Here is a 23,712-nt window from a genome sequence, read left to right as displayed (position 1 = left end):
AATGAGTATACTTACAGTTAAAAATCTTACCCATGGATTTGGAGATAGAGCCATATTTAATAACGTATCTTTTAGATTACTAAAAGGGGAGCATATTGGGCTAATTGGAGCTAATGGTGAGGGTAAATCTACATTTATGAATATTATCACCTCTAAACTTGAGCCTGATGAGGGAAATATCGAATGGTCTAAACACGTTAGAGTTGGATACCTTGACCAGCACACTGCACTTGAAAAGGGTCAAACTATACGTGATGTTCTTAAGGGGGCTTTTCAGTATCTATTCGATATAGAAACTGAACTTAATAACCTATACCTTAAGATGGGTGATGTTTCCCCTGAAGAACTTGAGGCCTTAATGGAGGAAACAGGTACACTTCAAGATATATTAACAAACAATGATTTTTACACAATAGATACTAAGGTAGAGGAAATCGCAAGGGGTCTTGGTATTATAGATATAGGTCTTGAGAAGAACGTTACAGATCTTAGTGGTGGTCAAAGAACTAAAATACTACTTGCAAAGCTTCTACTTGAGAAACCTGATATTCTACTTTTAGATGAGCCTACTAACTATCTTGATGAACAGCATATAGAGTGGCTTAAACGCTATCTTCTAGATTATGATAATGCTTTCATTCTTATATCACATGATATACCATTCTTAAATAGCGTTATCAATCTTGTTTATCATATGGAAAACGCTGAACTAAATAGATACGTTGGTGATTACAATGATTTCCAGCGTATATATGAAGTTAAGCAAAAACAGGTTGAGGCAGCATATAAAAAGCAGCAGGATGAGATTGCAGAACTTAAGGACTTTGTTGCTAGAAATAAAGCTAGAGTTTCTACTAGAAACATGGCAATGAGTAGACAAAAGAAACTAGACAAAATGGATATAATCGAACTTAAACAAGAAAAGCCAAAGCCAGAGTTTAATTTCAAGGTTTCTAGAGCTTCAGGTAAAACCCTATTTACTACTAAGGATTTAGTTGTTGGATATGACTCACCACTATCAAAACCTCTTAACCTTACTATGGAAAGGGGCCAAAAGATAGCACTAGTTGGTGCAAACGGACTTGGTAAAACAACTTTACTTAGAAGTATTCTTGGAGAAATCCCAGCAATATCAGGTTCAGTTGAACTTGGAGATTATCTTCATATAGGATACTTTGAACAGGAGATCAAGGAAGGTAACTACAATTCATGTATAGATGAACTGTGGAAGGAGTTCCCTTCATATTCACAATATGAAATACGTGCAGCACTTGCTAAGTGTGGACTTACTACTAAGCATATTGAAAGTAAAATAGTAGTTCTAAGTGGTGGAGAGCAGGCTAAGGTTAGATTATGTAAGCTTATTAACAGAGAGCATAACTTCCTAGTGCTTGATGAGCCTACTAACCACCTTGATGTTGATGCTAAGGAAGAACTTAAAAGAGCACTTAAGGAGTTTAAGGGAAGTATTCTTCTTATTTGCCACGAACCTGACTTCTATCAAGACATAGTAACAGACGTATGGAACTGTGAAAACTGGACAACTAAAATAGTTTAATCAAATTTAAGAGTTAGCTTTTGCTAACTCTTTTATGTATTCTTTTGGAGGTATTTATGAAATTTAAGTTCAACTTTAAATATCTAATTTTGTTTTCTATAACATTTATTATAGAACTTTTTATAGCTCTATTTATTAATGACTCGATTATAAGACCCTTTATTGGTGATATTCTCGTTGTAATACTTATATATTTTCTAATTAAGGGACTTTTCGTAATTAAAACAAAACTACTACCACTATATATTTTTATATTTGCTACTTTTATAGAATTCCTTCAATATATAAATATAGTTAAGCTATTAAAGCTTGAAAATAATCCTATATTGTCAGTAGCAATCGGACAAACATTTGATATAAATGATATTATTTGCTACTTCATAGGATGTATCCTTATTTATATAATAAACAGATCTACAAATCTGTAATTATTTGATATTTTTACTAATATATTATATAATTTAACTAATCATTCTAGGGTTCCGTAGTTTATCTAGTCTGGTCCAAGAGAATGAGCACAGTTGTGTACACGGAAGGATAAAAGCCTTGGAGAATATATTCTCCTAGGCTTATTTTTATATAAGGAGTGATTTAATTGAACTTAACTATCAATCTTTTAAAAGACCAATACAGCATTTGCAAAATAAACCCAAATAAAGAAATTCCCCCTTGGTCAGTAAAAGGGGATTTCTACTCTATTTCTAGATCAGAAGAAGAGTTATCAATTGTCTGTGCTCAGTCTTTGATTCCTACAAATAATATTGATGAAATTATTTGTGATAAAAATTGGTCATTACTCAAAATCGAAGGGATACTCGATTTTTCCCTTGTAGGTATACTATCTAAGATAAGTACTATTTTAGCAACTAATAAAATAAGTATATTTGCTATTTCTACATATAATACAGACTATATATTAGTAAAAAGCAGCCAAATAGACACTGCTATAGGCTGCTTAGAGAACTCTGGCTATAAAATTATTATTTCTTAATCTATTTTAAATCCACTTAATAGGGAAGCAAATGGGTTGTTCTTATCCTCTTCAGCTTCCTTATTAATATTTTTCATTATCTTACCGACTTCCTTCTTAGATACCTTATTACTTTCCTTATTCTTTCTTTCATTAAATGCTGAAAGCTTTTCTCTATGACCACACTTACATACAAAGATTCTTCCATCACCTTGCCCTCTAAGTTCTAATTTCTTATGACAATTTGGACATCTTGAGTTTGTAACCATTGCAACATTTTTTCTATGACCACATTCCCTGTCTTGGCATACAAGACTTCTACCCTTTTTAGTGTTAACCATAAGCATTCTCTTCCCACAGTCTGGGCATTTTTCTGTACTTAGGTTATCATGTCTAAATGAATCTTCACTTTCCTTAATATCCCTTGCTACTTCCTTTGCATAGGATATTATTTCTTCCATAAACTTTTCCTTAGTTAACTTACCATTAGTAATTTCTTGAAGCTTCTTTTCCCATTTAGCAGTAAGTTCAGGTGAAGTTAACCCTTTAGGTGCAAGTGACAAGAGCTGTCTTCCCTTTGAAGTTGCAACTACATCCTTACCTCTTTTTTCTATAAGGAATCCATTAAATAACTTCTCAATAATATCTGCTCTTGTTGCAACAGTTCCTATTCCGCCTGTTTCTCCAAGTGTCTTAATTATTTCTTTATTAGAAGTATTAATAAACTTAGCTGGGTTTTCCATAGCTGCAAGTAAAGTTCCTTCATTAAATAGTGAAGGCGGTGCTGTTTGCCCTCTATTCTTACTAACTGATATAGACTTTATAATATCCCCCTTTGAATAGGATGACTTAATCTCTCCTTCTTCCTCATCTTCTGAGTCTGAATATACATCCTTCCACCCATTAGAAACTACTTTACTACCACTAGTTATAAACTTCTCACCCTTAACAGATGCCTTTATAGTTAATATTTCATATTCACAAGGCTTCATAAGCATTGCAAGGAATCTTTTACAAACTAAGTCGTAAATATTTCTTTCCTTATTAGTAAAGTCTGTATAGTTTGGTGACTCCTCAGTTGGAATTATAGCATGGTGATCTGACACCCTAGCGTTATCAACAAAGCTCTTAGTACCCTTAATAGGATAAGAAAGTATTTCTTTACATGCTGAAGGATTAACACTTCTACAAGCCTTTACTCTATCCTTTAGGGTTTCCACTATATCATCACTTATATATTTAGAGTCAGTTCTAGGATATGTTAATACCTTATGACTTTCATATAGCCTTTGCATAATAGACAGGGTTTCCTTAGCTGAGTATCCCCATATCCTATTTGCATCTGTTTGAAGTGTTGTTAAGTCATATAGTCCCTTAGGGTAGCTTTTCTTACTCTTTTTATCTACCTCATCAATAGATAACTCTCCCCCCTGAACCTTTTTAAGAATTTCCTCTGCTTTTTCTTTTGAGAATATTCTCTTCTCTCCATTACCTGATACATATGAAAATCTATCACTTCCTACCTTAACTTCTAAAGTATAAAACTCCTTAGGCTTAAAGTTTCTAATCTCTTCTTCTCTTTGGTGCACCATAGCAAGAGTTGGAGTCTGTACTCTTCCGCATGATAGCTGTGCATTGTGTTTACATGTTAATGCACGTGTAGCGTTAATTCCAACTATCCAATCAGCTTCTGCTCTTGCAAGTGCTGATGAATATAGGTTATTATATTGATTTCCGTTTTTAAGGTTATTAAACCCTTCCTTAATAGCCTTATCTGTAACAGATGAAATCCATAGTCTCTTAATCGGCTTTTTGCATCCTGACTTATATAATATAAGTCTTGCAACAAGTTCGCCCTCACGTCCCGCATCTGTTGCAATAACTATTTCACTAACATCATCTCTGCCTAATTGGCTTTTAACTGCTTGGAACTGCTTACCTGATGACTTAATAATTGAATACTTAAACTTTTCAGGTATTATAGGAATATCATCCATATTCCATGACTTATATCTATCATCATATTGTTCAGGGTCTGATAGTGTAACAAGATGCCCAAGTGCCCACGTTACAACATACTTATCCCCTTCTAAAAATCCATTCCCCTTTTTATTACACTTTAAAACTCTAGCTATATCCCTAGCTACAGATGGTTTTTCTGCTAATACTAATATTTTTCCCATATAAATATTCCTTTCATCTTATATACATAGAGTATATCATAATTTACGCTTTTCTTATTCTAATTGATTAAAATATCCTGATATGTTAAGATAATTATTAACTATTTTATAAGGGGGAATTTAATAATGGACTCTAGTCCCGCATCAAGTTTATTGCCACAATTTATTTTAATTTTAGTATTAGTTTTAATTAATGCCTTTTTTGCAGCAGCTGAGATGGCTATTGTTTCTGTTAACAAGAACAAAGTTAACATATTGTGTGAAGAGGGGAACAAAAACGCGATTATTTTGCAGAAACTTCTTAAGGAACCTAGTAACTTCCTTGCAACTATTCAGATAGGTATTACCTTTGCTGGATTCTTTGCAAGTGCATCTGCTGCTACTAGTATATCTGGCTATTTTGCACAGTACCTTGTTAAGTTTAACATTCCATATAGCAATGAAATTTCACTATTTTTAATTACTATACTAATTTCTTATATTACTCTTGTTTTAGGAGAGCTACTTCCTAAGAGAATAGCACTTCAAAATTCCGAGAAAATATCACTTAGTGTAGTAAAACCTATTCTTTTTATATCCAAGCTAACAACCCCATTTGTAAAGCTATTATCAGGCTCTACAAATGTTCTTGTAAGAATATTTGGACTTAAGTCAACTGATGTTGATGACAAAATATCAAGGGAAGAGATTAAGTCTATGGTTCTAGCCGGTAAAGAAAATGGCATTATTAACGATATTGAAGAAGAAATGATTCATAGTATATTTGATTTTGATGAAACTATGGCTAAGGAGATTATGACTCCTAGAACTGAGGTTTTTGCCATTAATATAGATAATACAACAGATCAAATCATTAAAAATGTTATGGAAGAAAAATTTACTAGAATTCCTGTATATGAAGATAATACTGATAATATTATCGGTATTTTATATCTTAAGGATCTATTTCAAGCAGTCTTAACTAAAGGCACGGATAACCTTAACATAGGTGATATATTAAGACCTGCTTGCTTCTTCCCTGAAACTAAGAATATTGATGACTTATTTAAGGAACTTAAACACACCCAAAACCATATAGCTATTTTAATTGATGAATACGGAGGATTCTCTGGTATTGCAACTATAGAAGACATTGTTGAAGAAGTTATGGGTGATATTTCAGACGAATATGACGAACATGAAAAGGAAATTCAAAAACTTGAAGATAATGTGTATATTGTAGATGGTCTTTTACCTATTGATGAATTTAATGAATATTTTGATTTAGAACTTGAGTCATCTACCTCTGATAGTATAGGTGGATTTGTACTTGATCTACTTGGTAGTATCCCAGACGTGGATAATACCTACTCTACTGTATATGAAAACATAGAATTTGAAGTTTATGAAATTGATGAGCGACGTATTCAGGCTATTAAAGTAACATTTAACAAATAAAAAACAAACCGGATAGGAATTTACCTATCCGGTTTTTATTTATATTGATATTTTTCACTTATTAATTAAAATATTACTCTGAAGCGTAGTTGTCAAAGTATCCTTGGATTAGGATAATAGGTGTTCCCTTATCTCCACTACCACTTACAAGGTCACATAAGCTTCCTAGTAGGTCAGTAATTTGTCTTGGAGTTGTTCCTAGTGCTTCATTTCCTGGAGCATTAGTGTTCATTTCCTTTTCCTTAATCTTCTTTCTCATTTCTTCAGCAAGCTTTGATGAATCAACATCCTTAAGATCGTTGTCAGCAACATACTTAAGCTTAATTTCGTTTGGAGTTCCAGCTAGACCGTCAGTAAATCCTGGTGATACTATTGGATCTGCAAGTTCCCATATCTTTCCTACTGGATCCTTAAATGCTCCATCTCCGTAAATCATAACTTCAATGTTCTTTCCTGTCTTTTCTTTAAGTGAAGCTTGAACAGTTTCAACAAACTTCTTTCCATCTCTTGGGAATAGCTTAATTGTATCATCTGTAGCCTTGTTTGAACCAAGTAGTCCATACTCTGAGTATCCACTTCCATTTACTGAAGTTGATGCTATATCATCAAGTCCGTAAACAACCTTAGCTCCAGCTGCCTTCATTATTCTCTTAGTTCTATGTCTTTCGTGGATGTTAGCCACTAGAATTTGGTCTGTGTACTTAAGAGCTTCCCTTGGATCGTTAGCTAGGTAAATTTCAACTTCTCCACCTGCTTCTTCAACAATGTCTCTGTACATTTGAACGTAGTCAATTCCTGTAAATGGATGTTCTACCTTCTCCCCAAATAATTCTCTGTACTTAGCTTCTGTAAGTACATCCTTGTATGGGTTAACTCCCTTTTCATCCATCATGTCGATATCCATTAGGTGGTTACCAACTTCATCTGATGGGTAGTTTAGGAATAGGTGCATTTTTCTTCCACTAAGTGCTATTGACTTAAGAATTAGTGAAAATCTATTTCTGCTTAGTATTGGGAACATTACTGCAATTTCCCCATCAAACTTAGCCTTTATGTCGTTTGCTATATCTTGAATTGATATGTAATTTCCTTGTGCTCTTGCAACAAGTGATTCTGTAATTCCTATAACGTCCTTATCCCCCATAACTATACCTTCAGTTGTTACTGCTTCCATAACTGAATCTACAACTATTTGTGCTAGGTTATCTCCCTCTTTAATAATTGGAGCTCTTAAACCTCTTGCTGATGTTCCTATTAATCTTGACATTAATATTCCCCCTTAGTTTTATTAATTAAACTTGAATTAAGTGTTATTTCTTCTTACAAATTTATTTTATACTATCATTCAGCTTTTTACCATAATAATTTGTAGAAAACTTAATAAAATTTATGTTTTTAACTTTTTACAAATGTTATACCGAACATTTTTAAGATATTTACTTTTTATTTTCCGATTATAAGAAAAGACACCGAACAAATCCGGTGCCTAATTATAAATAAACTTACATTTTTAACCTTGTAGATTGTTAAATAATAAACTATTTAGTGAACTATTTTTTCTTTATAAGCTCCTTATTTCTCTCAATTTCCTCGTTTAGCTCATTTAAAACTTCCCATCTTTCGTATTTTTCCTCTAACTTTAACTCAAGGTCCTGCTTCTTTTGAAGTAATTCCTCAAGTAATGCATAGTTCGTTGATGCATTTTCTATTTCCTTATCAACTGAGGAAATTTTACTTTCTATATCCTCAATATCCTGATCTATTGTTTCAAATTCTCTTTGTTCCTTAAAAGAGAATTTAGTTTTTAAGGTCTTTTCCTTAACCTGAGGCTTTTTTTCCTTATCTAATTTAACTTCAGGTTCAGAATTTCTTTCTTCCTCTATAAGATCAATTTCTCTTCTTAAAATATAATCACTATAGTTTCCAGTATACTCCTTAATAATCCCATTACCATTATAGGCAAATATCTTATCACAAACCCTATCTAGAAAGTATCTATCATGGGATATTACTATAACCGCCCCATTAAACTCATCTATATACTCTTCTAGTATTTTTAGAGTTTCAATATCAAGGTCATTTGTAGGCTCATCAAGAAGTAGTACATTCGGAGCCTTTGCAAGTGTTCTTAAAAGATATATTCTTCTTCTCTCTCCACCTGACAGGTTTTTAATATGAGTATACTGCATTGTTCCATCGAACAAGAATCTTTCACACATCTGAGATGCTGAAATTTTTATGCCCTCAGCATTTTCTATAAACTCAGCTGCTTCCTTAATGTAATCTATAGCACGAAGATTCTCGTCCATATCATCGCATTCCTGGGAGAAGTAGCCTATATTAACTGTTTCACCAGTTTCAACAACTCCACTATCTACCTGTAGATTCCCGCTTAGTATCTTCATTAGTGTAGACTTCCCTATACCATTAGGTCCTATAATACCAATTCTATCATTTCTAAGAACAGTATATGAAAAATCATTTATAAGATTTCTTCCCTCATATGACTTTCCTATATTCTTAATCTCAAGTATTTTCTTACCAAGTCTTGATGATGCAACTGATATATCAAGTGTCTCTTTTCTAATATCGTTAACACTACTTACAAGTTCATCAAATCTTTGAAGTCTAGCTTTTTGCTTTGTTGTTCTAGCCTTAGCTCCCCTTCTTACCCACTTAAGTTCTGTTCTAATAAGGCTTTGCTTTTTGTCCTCACGTGCCCTATCATTTTCTTCTCTTTCAAGCTTCTTCTCAAGATATACTGAGTAGTTACCTTCATAGTTATATAAATTTCCTCTATCAAGTTCAACAATTCTATTTGTAACATTATCTAAAAAGTATCTATCATGGGTAATCATAACAAGGGTTGACTGCTTACCTGATATAAATTCTTCAAGCCATGTTATTGTTTCATTATCCATATGGTTAGTAGGCTCATCAAGTATTAAAATATCACATGGGGTAATTAACGCACCTGCAAGGGCAACACGCTTCTTTTGACCACCTGAAAGATGCTTAATCTTCTTAGTAAAGTCAGTAATTCCAAGCTTCATTAATATTTTTTTAGCTTCACTTTCCATTTCCCAAAGACCTAGTGAATCTATTTCTGTTTGAACTGTAATTAATTTATCATTAACATCTTCTCCACTAGATAATTTGCTAAGAAGAGCTTCATAATCCCTAAGTAATGTCATTTCCTTAGATGATCCTCTAAAAACCTGCTTTAATACAGTATCTTCACCCTCAAACTCAGGATTCTGTGGAAGATATTCTATTCTAACCTTACTACCTTTAACAATTTTACCTTCATAAAACTCATCAAGCCCTGCAATTATTTTAAGGAGTGTAGATTTTCCAGTTCCATTTATTCCTATAATACCAATTTTGTCACCTTCATTTATTCCAAGGTTTATATTATTTAATAATTTCTTCTCTGAATAACTTTTTGATATATTTTCTAATGTTAATAAATTCATAGTATAACCACCTTTTTTTGCGCTTATAAAAAATTATATCACATATTGAACCTATAAAAAAATTATAGTATTTACATAATTTCAAGGATAAAACCAGTTAAAATACACACAATAATATCAAAATGCACTAAAGGAGGCTACGTTATGAAGGGAAAGGTTTATTCATTTAGAAACGAAGAAGGGGAATTAGTTAAATTTACTGTTAAGGAATTTTTATCTGTTAACAGTAGCGACTATGTACTTATGAGTCCTGAAGATAATATTTCCGAGATAGATGTATATAAGTTTAGCATTATTAACGGTAATGAAGCACTTGAACTTATAGATGATGAAGGTCAGCTTGCACCTATTAAGGCAGCATCTAAGATTCTTTCTTAACTTAATTAAAGGTAGTATTTCTAAAATACTACCTTTAATTATAACCTTATAGAAACCTATCCATTTTTTATACATGTTATAATTCCTAAAAAGGGGGCTTTATATGAACAGATATTTTAACAGCTTTTTTAGTATATTTCTTAATCTTTTTAGGGTAGCCCTTACCTTTCAGGGAACATATATATTATTTCAAGGAAATTATTTTGAAGGGCTATATTGCTTTTTAACTCTTGGTATAACTTTCCTACTTAACAAAATATACAAAGTAGCAAAGATTAACCCTAATAAGCTTTTAAGATTTTTCGTGGTATTATTTATTTTTTTATCTATGTACCTAGGTCATACTAATCATATGTATAGTATAGTTACTAATTGGGATGATATTCTTCATCTATCCTCAGGATTTATTATTACCCTATTTGGATTCCTAATAGTCGAGAAGATAGATAGGAATAATTCTATACTCTACAACAAAACATTTATATGCTTTTACCTAATTATCTTTAGCATTGCAACTGCTGGCGTTTGGGAAATTTATGAATTTACAACTGATTTCCTATTTAACCTTCAATCCCAGGGTGGCAGTCTTACAGATACTATGATAGATATAATAAACGGTACTGTTGGTGGTATTGTTATTTCAATAATATATAATTTTAAGCCACAACTATTTAAGTCAACAAACAACTAAAAAGAGGGGTCATATAAATAGTTTAATTACAACTATTTAATGACACCCTCTTTTCTTATATTATATAAGCTTTTCTAGTCTAGCCTTAATTTCTAGTAAGAATTCTTCAGTGTTAACAATTTTAATTTCTCCCTGTGCCATAGCAGCAAGATCCTTAGTCATAACACCCTCTTCAATTGCCATAATTGAAGCCTTTTCAATTGCTTCTCCAAACTTAACTAAATCGTTATTTCCATCAAGTTCTCCTCTTTTCTTAAGAGCTCCACTCCATGCAAATATTGTTGCCATTGAGTTAGTTGAAGTTGCCTCACCTTTAAGGTGCTTGTAATAATGTCTTTGTACCGTTCCATGGGCTGCTTCATATTCAAAGTATCCATCTGGTGATACTAGAACTGATGTCATCATTGCAAGTGAACCAAATGCAGTTGCAACGAAGTCTGACATAACATCTCCATCATAGTTCTTACAAGCCCATATAAATCCACCACTTGACTTAACAACTCTAGCTACAGCGTCATCAATAAGTGTGTAGAAATATTCAATTCCAGCTTCTTCAAACTTAAGCTTATATTCATTATCATATATTTCTTCAAATATATCCTTAAATGTATGATCATATTTTTTTGAAATAGTATCCTTAGTTGAGAACCAAAGATCTTCCTTCTCTGAAAGTGCATAATTAAAACATGCTCTTGCAAAGCTTTCAATTGATTTTTGTGTATTATGCATTCCCATAACTATTCCGCTACCATTAAAGTCATGGATCACTTCACTTGATACCACTTCACCATTCTTTGACTTAACTACAAGCTCAGCTACGTCACCTTCACTTACCTTAGCTTCAACACCTTTGTATATATCACCATAAGCGTGCCTTGCAATTGTTATTGGTTTTTCCCAAGTACGTACAAAAGGCTTAATATTATCTACGATAATTGGCTTTCTAAATACTGTTCCATCTAAAATTGCTCTAATTGTCCCATTAGGGCTTTTCCACATTTCCTTAAGGTTGTATTCCTTAATTCTCTCAGCATTAGGTGTAATAGTTGCACACTTAACTCCAACCCCATACTTCTTGATTGCTTCTGCTGCCTCAAAAGTAACCGTGTCATCTGTTTCGTCTCTATACTCAAGACCTAAATCGTAATACTCTGACTTTAAATCAACAAATGGGCAAATAAGATGCTCCTTAATTTGTTTCCATATTATTCTAGTCATTTCATCTCCATCAATTTCGACTAATGGAGTAGTCATTTGTATTTTCACCATTGTTTTCCCCCCTTAAATACTTTTTAACCAACTATATTATACCTTTAAGAGAAGAAATATGAAATATATCTTTTTGAAAAATTTCACTATATTACATAATTATTTTCTAAAAATGCATCAATAATACTTTCAAGTGTAGCCATTCCAATAACATGATCATCTTCATCAATTATTGGTATAGCTGCAATATTACTTTCACGAACTCTTTTAACGATTTCAAGGTCATCCTCATATTCCCCTGCAGTTATTACCTTCTTAGTCATTACCCACTCTATTGGGCAGGTATCAAAATGTCCATCCTCAATTAAAAATCTAAAAACATCTGCCTTAACTATTATTCCAACTAACCTTTTTTCATTGTTTAAAATAGGCGCACCATTTACCCCATTTGCAGTTAAGCTATCTAGTACATATCTAACTGAATCGTCTTCCTTAAAGCTTATATAATTTTTAGACATTATTTTCTTTGACATAAAAATCCCCTCCTAATCTAATATATTCTCAAAAGTAGAATACTTTTTAAAAATATGCTCAAAATATACTTATTAACTATATATATTCTATTTTCAAGGAGGTATAACTTTGAAGGAAACAAAAGATTTCCAATCTAATATAAATGAGATTCAGTCAATTCTAAAACTTAAAGAAAGTTTTGATATTATAGAGCGAATTCTTATTATAGGTGGCAAGAAAGCCTACCTGTACTATATAGATGGATTTACTAAGGACGATTTACTACAGCGAATTTTTACAGACTTTTTTGATATTACTACTGAGAAGATGAATTCCCTTAAAACCTCAATGGATTTTATAGAGAACTGTGTACCCTATGTTGAGGTAGGTGAAGAGACCAACTTTGATACTATTATTACCTTTGTGTTATCTGGTCAAGTTGCAATGTTTATAGAAGGATACTCTAGCTGCATTATGCTTGACTCCCGTACATATCCTGCCCGCTCTACCCAGGAACCTGAGAAGGAGAAGGTTCTTCGTGGTGCTAAGGATGGCTTTGTTGAAACAATTGTATTTAATACTGCTCTTATTAGACGTAGAATAAGGGACCCTAAACTTATTTTTGAAATGTTTTCTGTTGGGGAGCTTTCTCGTACAGACGTTGCTATTGGATATCTTAGTGGAAGTGAAGATAAGAAGGCTCTAGCAGTTATTAAAGAAAAACTTAAAAACCTTAAGGTTAAATCTCTTACTATGAGCGATCAAAGTATTGTTGAAGCTATAACAGGTGGCTCTCTTATAAACCCATTCCCTAAGGTGAGGTATACTGAACGCCCTGATGTTGCAGCGGCACATATATTAGATGGAAAAATTATTATGATTGTTGATAATTCACCCTCAGCAATAATTCTTCCGACTAGCTTTTTTGATTTTTTACAGGATGTTGATGATTATTATCTTCCTGTAGTTACAGGTAATGTTTTAAGATTTACCCGTAACCTTATATTTTTAGCTACTTTCCTCATAACCCCTGTTTTTTTACTTTTAACCCAGAACCCTAATTTACTCCCCCAAAGCCTCCAGTTTTTAATTCCAATAGATGAGTTTGCCATTCCATTAATATGGCAGTTCCTACTTCTCGAACTTTCTATTGATGGATTAAAACTTGCCTCACTTAACACTCCAAGTTCACTTGGTATGTCACTATCTGTTATAGGTGGATTAGTTCTTGGTGAGTTTGCAGTTAAAACTGGATATTTTATTCCTCAGTCTATTTTATATATGGCTGTAGTTGCACTAGGAAGCTTTTCTCAGCCAAGTATAGAAATGGGCTATGCAGTTAAATTTATGCGTATTATGCTTTTAGTACTTGTTTCTATATTTAATATACCAGGTTTTATTATAGGGCTTATTTTAACCCTATGCTTTATTGGATTTACTAAGACTCTTACAGGGGAACATTATTTATATCCACTAATTCCACTTAATATTAAGGAACTTACCCACTTAGTATTTAGAACAAGGCTTAAATCCTCTAAAAAATAGCTCTTTCATATAAAGAACATATTAACTTCACACAAAACACACTTTGGAGTTTTACTATAATGAAGAAGCCAAATCATGTATAAGGAATTTAAAAACCATACTGATTGCATATTCATTTAAACTTTTTACCCCAAAACATATTATAATAGAAGCAAGCGATTAAGTTTAACTCCCTTAATCGCTTGTTTGCTTTTTTGTTATTTTATTTTGGTACTTATCTTGTCTATTACTACTGCAATTGCATTATCTCCTGATACATTTGCAGCTGTTCCGAAACTATCCTGAGTAATATATAGTGCAATCATAATACTTGCAATTCCTCCATCTGATGGAATCCCTATCATAGGTAGGAAAGGAAGTGCACTCATAATAGCCCCTCCAGGTGCACCTGGTGCTGCTACCATAGCAATTCCAAGAACCATTAAAAATGGAAGCATTATATTAAATGAATAGTCCATAGAATTCATCATTAACACAGCTGTTGAAAATGACATAAGTGATATAACACTACCAGATAAGTGAATTGTTGCACACAGTGGTACTACAAATTCTCTTATCTTTTTAGATACCCCATTTTTCTCTGCACATTGAATATTAATTGGAATTGTTGCAGCAGAAGACTGTGTTCCAAGTGCAGTTATATATCCAAGGCTTTGGTTCTTAATCATAGTAAATGGATTCTTCTTTGATACAACACCTGCAACTATAAACATAAATGATATATAGATAATATGAAGAGGAATTATAACTAAAAACACCTTCCAGAAAATATTAATTATATTAAATACCTCACCTGTAAATGTAATATTAGCAAATGTTCCAGCAATGTAAAAAGGTAATATGGGTATAATAATATTTGATAAAACCATTTTTATAATATCTTGAAAATCACATGCTAGATTATAGAGTTCTACTCCTCTATCTCTATTTCTTAAAGCTGAAAGTCCAAGCCCTATCATAAATGCAAATACTATTGCTGTGGTTACATCCATTAAGGGTGCTATAGGAACAGAAAATAAAGGTTCTAGCATCGTAGAGGATGGATCGCTTATATTCTTAACTTCTCCACTAATAAATAATGGAAAAAGATTCTTAGCTACTAAATATGCTATTATTCCAGCTATTATAGTTGAAAAATATGCTATTCCTGTTGTTATAAACAATAGCTTTCCAGCTCCCCTAGCAAGATCTGCAATACCAACAACTATAAATCCTATTATTATAAAAGGTATTGTAAACTTAAGAAAACTTGCAAACAGTGACGAGAATGTTACTAATACTTCTACAACTACCTTAGGTGCGAAGCTCCCAATTAAAATACCAATAAGTATTCCAAGAATCAGCTTTGTCATAAGGCCTAATTTAAACTTTTTCATTATATCCTCCTAATTTGTCTTTATCTTGTGTACTTTTGTGTTTTTACAGTACTATTGTAATACAAATACATTATAATCTAAACCCCTATTTAGCTTTCCCTATTTTTATATTATTAATATATTCTATAGACCAAACCTATTCAATTGTTATATTTTTATCTTTTATCTAAATTTTTGAAATATCTATTTGGAAGTGTTATTATATTTACTATATATATATCTAGAGTTATATATAAAATTTTTCTATAGGGGGTATTAGCATTGAATCCTATGATTAAGAAACTAGTTGATTCAGGTTTCATGACAGAGGCTCATGGAAATTATATTGAAGAGGCTATTAGCAATAAGGACAATCTAATAATTTCAGGACATAAGGGTTGGGGAATCCTTCCTCTAATGGCTACAGTAAGTGCAACTGCCAAGGGGATACACAAGATTAAACAGGTTAAAACATTTGATGATATTCAAGATGAGGCTGAGTACTACATAATACCAGACCTTAAGGATATTGATTATGCTAAACTTATAACTGACACAATACTAATTCCTAATACTTCATTTATAAGTATTAAGGACCCAGACCATCCATATGCAATTCTTAAGATTCTTAAGGATGTATATAAGATTAATTCTGATACTTCAAAGGTATTCCAAGTAGTTGAATGTGCTAAGATTAACGATGAGAAGAAATTAGCTAAGATTACTAAGATTACTATTGAAGAAGGCGGAAAACTTAAGAAGGTTGACTTCCAAGGATAATTATAAAGGGAATCTCTATGAGATTCCCTTTTATTTGTTTAATTATATTAACATCTATAGTGATTCAATAAATAAATTTTCTTTATCTACTCCAAGACTTATAAGCTTTTCTTCTATTGAATTTGCAAGTCTATTTGAACTACAAACATAAATCTTATAATCTTTAATATCTTTAATATCCTGAAGTTTTTCTACAACGCTACCTTTATCATATAATGTATTTTTATCCCTTGAAAGTACTGGAATATACTTAAACCCATTTTCCTTTGCACCTACTTCTTCAAAGTAATTATTATAAATAAGGTCCCCCTCATATCTTGCTGCATGAAGCATTGTAACCTCACCTTTATCCTCTTTTAGAACCCTATTTATAAGTTCTATAAATGGAGTAAATCCAATCCCACCTGCTATAAATAATGCTTTTTCAACCTTATCTATTTTTGAAATTTCACCTTCTATAGGTCCCTTTATAGTTGTAGTATACCCTTCTCTAAATTCCTTAAATATAATATTTGTACCATATCCTTTTTCCTCTAGCTTAATAATAACCTCAAGTGTATTATCATCTATATATTTTGCTACTGTATATGCTCTATATTGAAGTGGACTATCTTGAATTTTAAGAAGTATATACCCTCCTGGTATTTTTTCAATATCACTATTTAATTTAATTTCAAGTCCTATTACATTATGACTATACTTATTTATTTTTGTAATAGTGCCCTCATTTTCTTCACGCATATCAATAATGGATGATTTTTCCCTTTTTTTAATATTTACTAAATGTGTATGATTATTTTCAAAACTTAAAATAGATGCTGGGCAATTCTTAACACATGTACTACATTTAATACATTCATTAGAGATAAATCTATTGTCAGAATCAAAGTTAAGGTATGGTTCAAGCTGCATCGGACATACCCTTGCACATTTACCACAAAGGTGACACTTAGACTTTGAATCTATTGTTAGTACCCTATCTGTTTTAGTTGTTATATTTAAAGCATCTCCTAATTTATATGACCCTTTTTGCATAATTCCCATAGGACATACCTTGCACCAGGCCCTAGGTGAATTTACTATGCTTATTAATCCTCCAAGAACTAAAACCATTAGATATGCTGATGTAAATACATACCCTAAATCATCTAGAAACATACTGGTTCCAAAGCTATTAACTGCTGCAATTAACTTTCTTGTTATATTAAACATAAACCATGTAAAAAAAACAACCATAACAATTTTAGAATTTAAAAAATCATATATTTTTTTATTTCTGCTTATCTTAAGTAGGTACTTATCATAGAAACTACCATGTGAACAAAAATTACCACACCAATAACGCCCTCTAAAAAATGACATAACTATTAATGTTAACATTATAGGTGGTATTAAAAGCCCTAACTTCTTTTCAAATATACCTCCTATAGCAACTAAGGGTGTTAGTATCCATATATAGCTTCTTACCCTTGTAAAGATCCTGTTAGTTTTAATATAGTATTCCCCCATTTGATTATCCTCCAAAAATACTTTTAATATATTATATACCCCATAGGGGTATATTGTCCACAAAAAAATAAGGGTGGGTCCCTTATTTTTCTTTATCTATTTCATGTTTATTTTCTTCATACCAGTTAATAATATCATTAACTGCATTATCCATTATACTGCTATCAGTTTCAAGAAGGTAATCATACTTCTTATTAAGATACATTGGATCATAGTACTTTATCATAAGATCTTCTATAACTTCCCTATATAATCCACCTAGGATTTTCGATTTGTATTCTTCTATATTCTTAGCTGATATATATTTAGATAGCTTATCAACACTTTCAATAAGCTCATCATTATTATCATAAACATAATCTTCAAGTATATTATCTACCCTTGACTCTATACATGAAATAACATTAATGTGTACTCCATCCCTCATAGCATTATGAATATGTTCTGGAACAAACACATACCCTATTCTCTTACTTTCAGCCTCTACAAAAACAGTATTACTCTTTCTATTTTTAAGGGTTTCATACACAAGACTTTCAAACATTTTCTGAGAGTTTTGACGACCGATTCCTACTGACCCAAGAAGTGACCCTCTGTGATTAGCACATCCTTCAAGGTCTAATACATCATATCCCTTTTCTTCTAACTTCTTTAATATTTTGGTTTTACCAACACCTGTATTACCATGAATAACAACAAAGTTAACTCCATTCATAACTTCCTTAAGTGATTCATTAATATATGCTCTATAGCCCTTATATCCACCTAAAACCTTAAATGCATTAACTCCTACACTTGTTAAGAGTGATACTATCGAGGAACTTCTCATTCCACCTCTCTCACATAGAAAAATTAATGACTTATATTCCTTTTGTAGCTGCTGAATTCTATCATATATTTCAGGTAGCTTTTTTGATGCAGCAACTACTCCGAGTCTTTTTGCCTTATCTCTACATTCCTGTACATAAACAGTTCCGATCTCTTCTCTTTCTTCATCTGTAAATAATGGTAGGTTAATAGCTCCTGGTATAGTAGCTTTTTGGAATTCTCCTGGGCTTCTTACGTCGATTAAAACATATCTCCCCTTAATACTTGAATTATCTATTCTTTCGTACTCTATAGTCTTGATCATAATCTCCCTCTATTCTATATGTGAAATTCATATTATTTCTAAAATCTATAATTAAATAACATAATATTTAGTATTTCTATATTATATTTAAACACTTTTTAGATTAAAGATAAAGAGTAGTATGTAAATTTATTAATTATCCTTTTGTCTATTTTATTATATGTTTATTTTAATTTTTTATTTACGTTGCATATGCAACATATTTTCAGATAACTTTCCCTTATATTATTTATAAAGTAATAATTAAGGGAGATACAATTATGGAAAATAAAATGTTTTGCTACCAATGTCAAGAAACTGCAAACTGCTCCGGCTGTACTATAATCGGTGCTTGTGGTAAAACACCTACTCTAGCCAAGCTTCAAGATATGCTTATATATGTTACAAAGGGGCTAAGTGAGGTTATTAACGAAAATAGAAAACATGGATATAAAATAGATTCATATATTAATCACCATATAATACTTAACCTATTTTCAACTATTACTAATGCTAACTTTGATAATAATATTTTTTACGAAAGAATACTTAAAACAATTAATATAAAAAACCAACTTATTAAAAGCATAGATATAAATGTATTAAGTAAATATTCTAAGGTTAATTTCACTACAAACGAAGAAATAGATAATTCCCTTGAATCCGCTATAATACTTAATGAAAAAGACGAAGATATAAGAAGTATGAAGGAACTTATAACTTATGGGCTTAAGGGTCTTAGTGCATATATGAAACATGCAATAGAACTTAATCATGATAGTGAAGAAATTCATATATTTATACAGTCTACCCTAGGAAATATTCTTTCTGATTCACTTTCACTAAACGACCTTATTACTCTTTCGCTTGAATGTGGTAAGGTTGGAGTTGATGGAATGGCTCTTTTAGATAATGCTAATACTTCAACATACGGAAGTCCCGAGATTACTAAGGTTAATATAGGAACAAGGAACAACCCTGGTATATTAGTTTCAGGACATGACCTGTTAGACCTTGAAATTCTACTTAAGCAGACTATTGATAGTGGAGTTGATGTTTATACCCATTCTGAAATGCTACCTGCACACTACTACCCTGAATTTAAAAAGTATCCACATTTTGTAGGTAATTATGGTGGTGCTTGGTATTCTCAGGTAAAGGATTTCGAAACATTTAATGGACCTATTATAATGACAACAAACTGTATAGTTCCACCAAGAGCAAGCTATAAATCAAGACTATTTACAACCGGTGCAGCTGGATATACTGGGTGTACTCATATAGATAAAGACTCTAGTGGAAACAAGGACTTTAGTTCTATTATTGCCCTTGCAAAAACACTACCTGCACCTATTGAAATTGAGTCTGGTGAAATTATAGGTGGCTTTGCACATAATCAAGTACTTTCACTTGCAGACAAGGTTGTTGATGCAGTTAAAACAGGTGCTATTAAGAAGTTTGTAGTTATGGCTGGATGTGACGGAAGACAAGTATCACGTGAATACTATACTGATTTTGCAAAATCACTACCAAATGATAGCGTTATATTAACTGCTGGATGTGCTAAGTATAGATATAATAAATTAAACCTTGGTGATATTAATGGAATTCCAAGGGTGCTTGATGCTGGTCAATGTAACGATTCTTATTCACTTGCGGTTATTGCACTTAAGCTTCAGGAAGTATTTGAACTTGATGATATAAATTCACTTCCTATTGTTTATAATATTGCATGGTATGAGCAAAAAGCTGTTATAGTATTACTTTCTCTACTACACCTTGGGATTAAAAACATACATCTAGGACCTACTCTTCCAGGCTTCCTATCACCTAATGTTGTAAACTTCCTTGTGGAAAACTTTAATATAGCTGGAATTTCAACAGTAGAAAATGATTTAAATAAATTCTTCTCATAAACAAAAGGGCTGAAATTTCAGCCCTTTTATTTATTAACAATCTCATCAATTATATTAAATGCCTCTACACATATCTTTATTGACTTTTCTATTTCTTCATAGGTAATTGTAAGTGGTGGGTTAAAATATATAATATTTCCAAGTGGCCTTAAAAGTAGTCCCTTGCTTAATGCTTCTTTATATATTTGATATCCAAGTCTAATGTCGCTATTGAACCCTTCCTTAGAGTCCTTATCCTTCACTATTTCAATTGCATTAATAAGTCCTATACTTCTAATTTCACCAACATATTTATTATCTTTAAATTCCCTACTAATTAAAGCATTTATATATTCTCCCTTATCCTTAAGTGATTCAACTAGACTTCCCTCTTCTAAAATATCTAAAACAGCATTTGCAGCTGCAGCTGCAAGAGGGTTACCTGAGTATGTATGGCTATGCATAAATGCTCTATGCTTATTATAATCATCATAAAATCCATTATATATTTCATTTGTGGTAATAGTTATTGCCATTGGCATATATCCACCTGTTAACCCCTTTGATAAACACATAAAGTCAGGTGTAATACCTGCATAGTCAGCTGCAAACATCCTACCTGTTCTGTAGAACCCTGTTGCTATTTCATCTACTATAAGATGAATATTATATCGTCTGCAAGCCTCACTAAGCTTTTTAAGATAAACAGGTGGATATATTCTCATACCAGCTGCTCCTTGAAGTAGAGGCTCAACTAAAAATCCTGAAACCATGTCTGCATTCTCTCTTATTATATCTTCCGCCTCTACAAAACACTCTGCACTGCAAGAATTTCTACTTTTATTATATTTACATCTATAACAATCCGGTGCAGGAGTTCTTATAACATCTAAAAGTAATGGCTTATATATTTTTGAGTATAAATCTACTCCTCCAGCAGACAGTGCTCCAAGTGTTTCTCCATGATATCCATCCTCTAATGCCATAAACCTAGTTTTTCTTTCATTACCATTTTGGGCATGATATTGAAAGCTCATTTTCATAGCAACCTCTACAGCAGCAGATCCGTTATCTGTGAAAAAATACTTGCATAGTCCCTTTGGCATATATTTTTGAAGCCTTGTACATAGGTTAATTACAGGCTTATTTGAAAAGTTGGCAAATATAACATGTTCTAAATTATCAAGCTGATTCTTCACAGCCTCATTAATAATTTCATTACTATGACCAAATAGGTTACACCACCATGAGCTTACTATATCTATATAGCTATTTCCTTCAATATCATATAGATATACCCCCTTCCCCCTATCAACTATAATAGGCTTAAGGTCTTCATAATCCTTCATCTGTGAACATGGATGCCATATATATTCTAAGTCCTTATCTACTAAATTCACTAAACAACACCATATAAAGAAGCTATAATCTCTGGTGATAAGTTAACCTCTTTATTCCTCTCTACCTTATCAATAATAGGAATGTTTGTAATACTGCTAATAACCCTAGCATTATCCTCATGTATAACATCTCCATATATAAAATTATTAAGAATTATTCCTTTAATTACTATGCCAATACTCTTCATATAGTTAACCGTAAGAACTGTAGAGTTAATAGTTCCAAGACCTGCATCACTAACTATTATTGCATTTAAATTAAACATTTTTACTATGTCTTCCTGCATTAGTCTTGTTTCATCTAGGCTAATAGGGCATACTATTCCTCCGCATCCTTCAACTGTTATATACTCATATTTATCACTTAAATTGTAAAAATCATCTGCTATTTTTTTAATATTAATATATATTCCCTCTTCCCTTGATGCTAAATGTGGGGAAGCTGGCATTTTCATAATATATGATACGTGCTTTTCTAAATCAACTTTAATATTAACCTTGTCAAATACCTTAGTAGCATCACATACAACTTGTCCATTAATTTCATCTGCTCCACTTAATGCAGGTTTATAATAGGCTGTATTATACCCTGCATCATAAAGAATCTTATTAATACTTGATGTTATATATGTTTTACCTATATCAGTAGAAGTTCCAGTTATAAATAAACCCCTACTCATAATACCCTACACTAAATCCAAGGTTAGATACCATTTTAACATCATCTTCAACGGTGCTACCAAGTGTTGTTAACATATTTCCTGTTATAGCAGCATTAATTCCTGCCTTAATTGCCGCAGCTCCATTATCCTCTAATATTATTCTTCCACCTGCTAGTCTAAGATCTGCTGTAGGAAGTAAAAATCTATATATAGCAATGCTTTTTATAATATCCTCCTGATCTAAAATCTTATTATTTTCAAGTGGAGTCCCTAAAATTGGATTTAGAATATTTATAGGAACCGTAGTAATATTAAGTTCTCTAAGCTGAATCGCCATATCTACTCTATCTTCAAAACCTTCTCCAAGTCCAAATATACCTCCACTACATACTACAAGTCCTGCACTTTGAGCTTCTTTAATAGACTCTATCTTTTCCTCATAGCTGTGGGTTGTACAAATATTTTTAAAGTAATTAGCTGATGTTTCTAAATTATTATGGTATCTAGTAACCCCTGCTTTTTTAAGCTTTTTAAAGTCCTTATAAGATAAAAGTCCATGTGAAGCACATAACTTAATAGAACAAAGGGACTTAATTTTCTCATAGCATTTACATACATAGTCTAAATCCTTGTCTGAAAGCCTTTTTCCAGATGTAACAATTGAAAATCTATTAATGCCATCAATATGACTTTTAAGTGCATTATTAACTATTTCCTCTAAAGGTAGCATAGGATACACTTTAGCCCCTGTATTATAGTGGGCTGACTGTGAACAGTACTTACAATCCTCACTACACTTACCACTTTTACCATTAATAATAGTACACAAATCAAAGTTGTTTCCCTTTATGTTCTCCCTAATTCTAGTTGCACCACTAATTAAGTCTTCTAGTCTACCATTATACAATTCTAACGCTTCACTCCGAGTTAATTTATATCCTTCTATAATACTATCTACAAGCTTATTAATATCCATTGCTATCCCCCTCTTAGATGATAATATTGATCAAAAATCTTCATTCAAAAATATCATATAAAAA

20 protein-coding genes and 1 riboswitch are annotated in these 23,712 nt (G+C 32.0%); of the genes, 9 read left to right on the top strand and 11 right to left on the bottom strand.

Annotated features, from left to right (window positions below):
• The first annotated feature begins 1 nt into the window (after position 1).
• From RR539_RS01630 to RR539_RS01620, 3 genes are all read left to right on the top strand, one after another.
• The gene (locus RR539_RS01630) at positions 2-1,558 is read left to right on the top strand and encodes an ABC-F family ATP-binding cassette domain-containing protein (protein WP_332472940.1); all 1,557 of its coding nucleotides are present in this window, start codon (positions 2-4) and stop codon (positions 1,556-1,558) included.
• 56 nt (positions 1,559-1,614) lie between these two features.
• Positions 1,615-1,986 carry a ribosomal maturation YjgA family protein gene (locus RR539_RS01625; protein WP_332483352.1) on the top strand — a complete coding sequence of 124 codons (372 nt, stop codon included), beginning with the start codon at positions 1,615-1,617 and terminating at the stop codon, positions 1,984-1,986.
• A gap of 35 nt (positions 1,987-2,021) precedes the next feature.
• Positions 2,022-2,112: riboswitch (guanidine-I (ykkC/yxkD leader) on the top strand.
• Between the two features lie 41 nt (positions 2,113-2,153).
• Positions 2,154-2,549 carry an ACT domain-containing protein gene (locus RR539_RS01620; RefSeq protein ID WP_332472938.1) on the top strand — a complete coding sequence of 132 codons (396 nt, stop codon included), beginning with the start codon at positions 2,154-2,156 and terminating at the stop codon, positions 2,547-2,549.
• On the opposite strand, the gene RR539_RS01615 is transcribed toward RR539_RS01620, so the two are convergent.
• The gene (locus tag RR539_RS01615) at positions 2,546-4,711 is read right to left on the bottom strand and encodes a DNA topoisomerase III (protein ID WP_332472937.1); all 2,166 of its coding nucleotides are present in this window, start codon (positions 4,709-4,711) and stop codon (positions 2,546-2,548) included. The genes RR539_RS01620 and RR539_RS01615 overlap by 4 nt on opposite strands.
• A gap of 126 nt (positions 4,712-4,837) precedes the next feature.
• On the opposite strand from RR539_RS01615, the gene RR539_RS01610 reads away from it, so the two are divergent.
• Complete coding sequence (locus RR539_RS01610; RefSeq protein WP_332472936.1) at positions 4,838-6,148, top strand: hemolysin family protein; 1,311 nt, start codon at positions 4,838-4,840, stop codon at positions 6,146-6,148.
• Positions 6,149-6,221: 73 nt separating this feature from the next.
• Here the strand turns inward: RR539_RS01610 and RR539_RS01605 are convergent, their stop codons facing one another.
• The gene (locus RR539_RS01605) at positions 6,222-7,415 is read right to left on the bottom strand and encodes a coenzyme F420-0:L-glutamate ligase (protein WP_332472935.1); all 1,194 of its coding nucleotides are present in this window, start codon (positions 7,413-7,415) and stop codon (positions 6,222-6,224) included.
• 283 nt (positions 7,416-7,698) lie between these two features.
• Entirely contained in the window at positions 7,699-9,624 is a 1,926-nt protein-coding gene (locus RR539_RS01600) for an ABC-F family ATP-binding cassette domain-containing protein (protein ID WP_332483351.1), read from the bottom strand.
• 144 nt (positions 9,625-9,768) lie between these two features.
• Here RR539_RS01600 and RR539_RS01595 point away from each other — a divergent pair, with 144 nt between their 5' ends.
• Entirely contained in the window at positions 9,769-10,002 is a 234-nt protein-coding gene (locus tag RR539_RS01595) for a DUF1292 domain-containing protein (RefSeq protein WP_332472933.1), read from the top strand.
• Between the two features lie 103 nt (positions 10,003-10,105).
• Complete coding sequence (locus tag RR539_RS01590; RefSeq protein ID WP_332472932.1) at positions 10,106-10,693, top strand: hypothetical protein; 588 nt, start codon at positions 10,106-10,108, stop codon at positions 10,691-10,693.
• A gap of 60 nt (positions 10,694-10,753) precedes the next feature.
• On the opposite strand, the gene RR539_RS01585 is transcribed toward RR539_RS01590, so the two are convergent.
• Entirely contained in the window at positions 10,754-11,962 is a 1,209-nt protein-coding gene (locus RR539_RS01585) for an NADP-dependent isocitrate dehydrogenase (protein WP_332483350.1), read from the bottom strand.
• Between the two features lie 86 nt (positions 11,963-12,048).
• Positions 12,049-12,435: a CBS domain-containing protein gene (locus RR539_RS01580; protein ID WP_332472930.1), complete on the bottom strand. Its 387-nt coding sequence runs from the start codon at positions 12,433-12,435 to the stop codon at positions 12,049-12,051.
• Between the two features lie 109 nt (positions 12,436-12,544).
• On the opposite strand from RR539_RS01580, the gene RR539_RS01575 reads away from it, so the two are divergent.
• Complete coding sequence (locus RR539_RS01575; protein ID WP_332472929.1) at positions 12,545-13,960, top strand: spore germination protein; 1,416 nt, start codon at positions 12,545-12,547, stop codon at positions 13,958-13,960.
• 197 nt (positions 13,961-14,157) lie between these two features.
• Here RR539_RS01575 and RR539_RS01570 read toward each other — a convergent pair whose 3' ends face one another.
• Complete coding sequence (locus RR539_RS01570) at positions 14,158-15,336, bottom strand: dicarboxylate/amino acid:cation symporter (protein WP_332472928.1); 1,179 nt, start codon at positions 15,334-15,336, stop codon at positions 14,158-14,160.
• Between the two features lie 261 nt (positions 15,337-15,597).
• Between RR539_RS01570 and RR539_RS01565 the strand changes: the two genes are divergently transcribed.
• Positions 15,598-16,095 carry a hypothetical protein gene (locus RR539_RS01565; RefSeq protein WP_332472927.1) on the top strand — a complete coding sequence of 166 codons (498 nt, stop codon included), beginning with the start codon at positions 15,598-15,600 and terminating at the stop codon, positions 16,093-16,095.
• Between the two features lie 54 nt (positions 16,096-16,149).
• Here the strand turns inward: RR539_RS01565 and RR539_RS01560 are convergent, their stop codons facing one another.
• A complete protein-coding gene (locus tag RR539_RS01560; protein ID WP_332483348.1) occupies positions 16,150-17,604 on the bottom strand; it encodes a 4Fe-4S binding protein in 1,455 nt (484 codons plus the stop codon).
• Between the two features lie 82 nt (positions 17,605-17,686).
• Positions 17,687-18,736 carry a tRNA 2-selenouridine(34) synthase MnmH gene (mnmH, locus tag RR539_RS01555; protein ID WP_332483347.1) on the bottom strand — a complete coding sequence of 350 codons (1,050 nt, stop codon included), beginning with the start codon at positions 18,734-18,736 and terminating at the stop codon, positions 17,687-17,689.
• A gap of 260 nt (positions 18,737-18,996) precedes the next feature.
• Between mnmH and hcp the strand changes: the two genes are divergently transcribed.
• A complete protein-coding gene (gene hcp, locus RR539_RS01550; RefSeq protein WP_332483346.1) occupies positions 18,997-20,631 on the top strand; it encodes a hydroxylamine reductase in 1,635 nt (544 codons plus the stop codon).
• Between the two features lie 26 nt (positions 20,632-20,657).
• On the opposite strand, the gene bioA is transcribed toward hcp, so the two are convergent.
• The 3 genes from bioA to bioB are packed head-to-tail and all read right to left on the bottom strand — an operon-like array spanning position 20,658 to position 23,648.
• Positions 20,658-22,010: an adenosylmethionine--8-amino-7-oxononanoate transaminase gene (gene bioA, locus RR539_RS01545; RefSeq protein WP_332472923.1), complete on the bottom strand. Its 1,353-nt coding sequence runs from the start codon at positions 22,008-22,010 to the stop codon at positions 20,658-20,660.
• Entirely contained in the window at positions 22,010-22,690 is a 681-nt protein-coding gene (gene bioD, locus RR539_RS01540) for a dethiobiotin synthase (RefSeq protein WP_332472922.1), read from the bottom strand. Before bioD ends, bioA begins: the two co-directional genes overlap by 1 nt.
• Entirely contained in the window at positions 22,683-23,648 is a 966-nt protein-coding gene (gene bioB, locus RR539_RS01535) for a biotin synthase BioB (protein WP_332483345.1), read from the bottom strand. Before bioB ends, bioD begins: the two co-directional genes overlap by 8 nt.
• Between the last annotated feature and the right edge of the window lie 64 nt (positions 23,649-23,712).

The sequence above is a fragment of the Clostridium sp. genome (assembly GCF_036639235.1).
Classification (GTDB): Bacteria; Bacillota; Clostridia; order Clostridiales; family Caloramatoraceae; genus Clostridium_AB.
This window is presented reverse-complemented; position numbering and strand designations above follow the sequence as displayed.